Consider the following 3,950-nt stretch of genomic DNA (forward strand, 5'->3'; position numbering starts at 1 on the left):
GCGCGTTTTGTCATGACGGCGGTGAGATGTGCGCGGTAGTCGCCGGTGCCGTGCAGGTCGCTGATCATGTCGGCGCCGGAGAGCGTGAGCCCGTCGAGGGCGGCGGATGAGAAGTCCGACGACAGCGCCGCTTCGGCCTCGCCCCAGCGGAAGACGCCGTCGTTCGAGGCCCCGGTGATCGCCACCCGCACGCCCTCCGCGAACTTCGCCACAAAGACACCGACCAGCGCAAAGCGCGAGGCGGGCTGCACAAACTTCTGATAATTCGAGGCTTGCGGCACCGGGAAGCGCACCTCGGTGATGATCTCGCCCTCCTCCAGCGCCGTGGTGAACATGCCCTCGAAATAGTCATCCGCCGCGATCTCGCGGCTGTTGGTCACCACCGTGGCCCCCGATCCCAGCACCGCAGCCGGGTAACAGGCCGAGGGGTCGTTATTGGCCAGCGATCCGCCGATGGTGCCGCGGTTGCGCACCGCCGGATCACCAATGTGACTGGCCAGCGCCGCGAGGCCCGGATAGGCCCCCGCCTCCGCCGCCACCGTGGCATGGGTCGTCGCGCCGCCGATACACAGCCGCCCGTCCTCGCCGGTGCACACGCCTTTCATCTCGGCCACACCGCTCAGACTCACCAGCACCGAGGGGCTCGCCAGCCGCTGCTTCAGCGTCGGGATCAGCGTCTGCCCGCCCCCCAGCGCCTGCGCGTCCTCACGTCCCATGGCAGCAGCTGCATCCGCTACGGTGCCGGGGGTCTCCACATCAAAATTATACATCGTTTCGTCCTTTCCATCCGCCAGTTCAAAAGGCGCATCTCACCTTCTTCTGGCGTCAAATATCCCGGGGCGTGAGGCCGGTCCGCGTTAGCGGCAAACTGTCCAGCGGACAGTTTGAGGCCGAACGGGATTGTCCATTGTTCGCCATTGGTTCGAGAACAATGGACGATGCCCCGGAGCACGGCCAGCCACACAGACCCCCATCATTCGTTCATCGCCGCCCAGACCCGCGCCGGTGTGGCCGGCATGTCCAGATGCGCCACATCGTGACCGCCCGACTGCAGCGCATCGATGATCGCATTGATCACCGTGGGCGGCGAGCCGATGGCCCCGGCCTCGCCACAGCCCTTCACCCCCAGCGGGTTATGCGTGCAGGGCGTCTGGCAGGAGTGATCGACCACGTAATGATCCATCTGCGGCAGGTTGTCCGCCCGTGGCATCGCGTAATCCATATAAGACGCGCTCAGAAGCTGCCCGTTCTCGTCATACGAGCAGTTCTCCAAGAGCGCCTGACCGATCCCTTGCGCGATCCCGCCATGCACCTGGCCTTCCACGATCATCGGGTTGATCACATTGCCAAAATCATCCGCAGAGGCAAAGCGCTCGATGCTGACCTCGCCCGTCGCCGGGTCGACCTCCACCTCGCAGGTATAGGCGCCCGCCGGGTAGGTGAAGTTGCTGGGATCATAGAACGCCGTCTCCTCCAGCCCCGGCTCGATATCCTCCAGCGGATAATTATGCGGCACGTAAGCGGCGAGCGTCACATCCCCCCAGGCCACGGATTTATCCGTGCCCGCCACGCTGAACGCCCCATCCTTGAGCTCGATGTCGCTCTCGGAGGCCTCCAGCAGGTGGGACGCGATCTTCTTGGCCTTCGCGATGATCTTTTCCGTCGCGCGCACCATGGCCGACCCGCCCACCGCGATGGAACGTGAGCCATAGGTGCCCATGCCCATCGGCGTGTTGGCGGTATCGCCATGCACCACCTCGACCATGTTCTCGTCAATGCCGATCATGTCGGCCACCACCTGCGCAAAGGAGGTCTCATGCCCCTGCCCGTGGGAATGCGAGCCGGTCATCACCACCAGACCGCCCGTGGCATTGACGCGCACCGTGGCGCTTTCATAGAGCCCCGCGCGCGCGCCCAGCTGGCCCACGAGGTTGCTGGGCGCAATGCCGCAAGCCTCGATAAAGCAGTTGATGCCAAAACCGCGCAGCTTGCCGCGGGCCTCGCTCTCGGCACGTCGGGCGGCAAACCCATCGCGATCGGAGAGCTCCAGCACCTTGTCCATGGTCGCGTGGTAGTCGCCGGTGTCATATTCCACCGCCACGGGCGTGGCATAGGGGAACTCGGTGATGAAGTTCTGTCGCCGCAGCTCGACCGGGTCGACCCCCAGTTCCCGCGCCGCCTGATCGATGACGCGCTCCAGCTGGAAGGTCGCCTCGGGCCGCCCGGCGCCGCGATAGGCATCCACGGGCACCGTGTTGGTAAAGACCGCTTTCACATTCACATAGATGAGCGGTGTGCGGTAGTTCCCCGCCATCAGCGTGCCGTGCAGCCAGGTCGGGATCGAGGGCGCAAAGGTGCTCAGGTACGCCCCCATATTGGCGAAGGTCTCGGTGCGGAGCGCGGTGAAGTTGTTCTCTGCATCCAGCGCCAGCTCGATCTTCGTCACATGATCGCGGCCATGCGCATCCGACATGAAGGCCTCCGACCGGCTCGACGTCCATTTGACCGGGCGATTACACGCCTTGGCCGCAAAGGTCACAAAGGCCTCTTCCTGGTAGTGGAAGATCTTGGTGCCAAAGCCACCGCCAACGTCAGGGGCCACCACCCGCAGCTTGTGCTCGGGTATGCCCAGCACAAAGGCACCCATCAGCAGGCGGATCACATGCGGGTTCTGGGAAGTGGTATAAAGCGTGTGGTCCTGCGTGCCACGGGCGTAATCGCCCACCGCCACGCGCGGCTCCATCGGGTTCGCGACCAGCCGGTTGTTCACCAGCTCCAGCGTCGTCACATGCGCAGCCTTGGCAAAGGCCTCATCCGTGGCGGCCTTGTTCTCTTCGACAAAGCCCCAGTCATAGCAGAGGTTCGAGGTCAGATCGTCATGCACCTTCACGTCATCGCTGGCCACGGCCGCCTTCATGTCCACGACCGCCGGCAGCTCGGCAATCTCCACCTCGATGGCCTCGGCGGCATCGCGCGCCTGCTCCAGCGTCTCGGCGACCACCGCCGCAATCGGCTCGCCCACATGGCGCACCTTGCCATGGGCCAGGATCGGGTGGCGCGGCTCCTGCATGGGTTGACCGTGCTTGTCCGTCACCTGCCAACCGCAGGGCATGCCGCCCACCGCTTCAAAATCCGCACCGGTAAATATCTGCACCACCCCCGGCATGGCTGCCGCCGCACCGGTGTCGATGGATGTGATCGTCCCATGAGCCACGTCCGAACGCAGAAAGAACACATGTGCCTGCCCCCGGATGTTGATGTCGTCCGTGTAATTCCCCGCCCCGGTCAAAAACCGGACGTCCTCGCGCCGCTTTGAGCTGGCACCGATGCCTCCATCTTTTGGCATGTCATTCCTCCCTGTCAAACGGTGGCCCAAGGCCCACCCTACCTGTTGGTTGCACTCCGGTCGCTCCAAAGCCTCCGGTTGTGTTCGTCCTCACATGCGCAGTCAGCAGGTAGGGTGGGCCTTGGGCCACCCCTGCCACAGCGCATGCGGCTGTCATTCCGCCGCGACAGCGGCCACGTCCTGACCAGAGGCCGCCATGATCGCCTTGACGATGTTGTGGTACCCGGTGCAGCGGCAGATATTGCCCTCCAGATAGTCCCGCACCTCTGCCTCGCTCGGCTTGGGGTTCTCCTTCAGGAGCGCCGCCGCCGACATCACCATACCCGGCGTACAAAAGCCGCACTGCAGCCCGTGGTGATCCTGGAACGCCTGCTGAATGACATTCAGCGAGCCATCCGCATGCGCCATTCCTTCAATCGTCACAACCTCCGAGCCCGCAGCCTCCGCCGCCAGCATCGTGCAGGCCTTCACCGCAACCCCATCCACATGCACAACACAGGCCCCGCACTGCGACGTATCACACCCCACATGTGTCCCCGTCAGCTGCAGCTCATCCCGCAAAAATGACGACAACAACGTCCGACCCTCAACAGAACCAGAACGC

The 3,950-nt window shown here is 64.3% G+C and carries 3 protein-coding genes; all 3 read right to left on the minus strand.

All coding sequences use genetic code 11. The annotated features are described in order from the left end of the window. Positions 1-770: xanthine dehydrogenase family protein subunit M (locus Q1A07_RS21850; protein ID WP_299784648.1), on the minus strand; the 770-nt coding region annotated here is incomplete at its 3' end. A 203-nt stretch (positions 771-973) separates the two neighbouring features. After that, the gene (locus tag Q1A07_RS21855; RefSeq protein ID WP_299784650.1) at positions 974-3,346 is read right to left on the minus strand and encodes a xanthine dehydrogenase family protein molybdopterin-binding subunit; all 2,373 of its coding nucleotides are present in this window, start codon (positions 3,344-3,346) and stop codon (positions 974-976) included. A 153-nt stretch (positions 3,347-3,499) separates the two neighbouring features. Next, on the minus strand, positions 3,500-3,950 hold a 451-nt coding region (locus Q1A07_RS21860), incomplete at its 5' end, for a (2Fe-2S)-binding protein (RefSeq protein ID WP_299784652.1).

This window comes from uncultured Roseobacter sp. (assembly GCF_947492555.1).
Classification (GTDB): Bacteria; Pseudomonadota; Alphaproteobacteria; order Rhodobacterales; family Rhodobacteraceae; genus Roseobacter.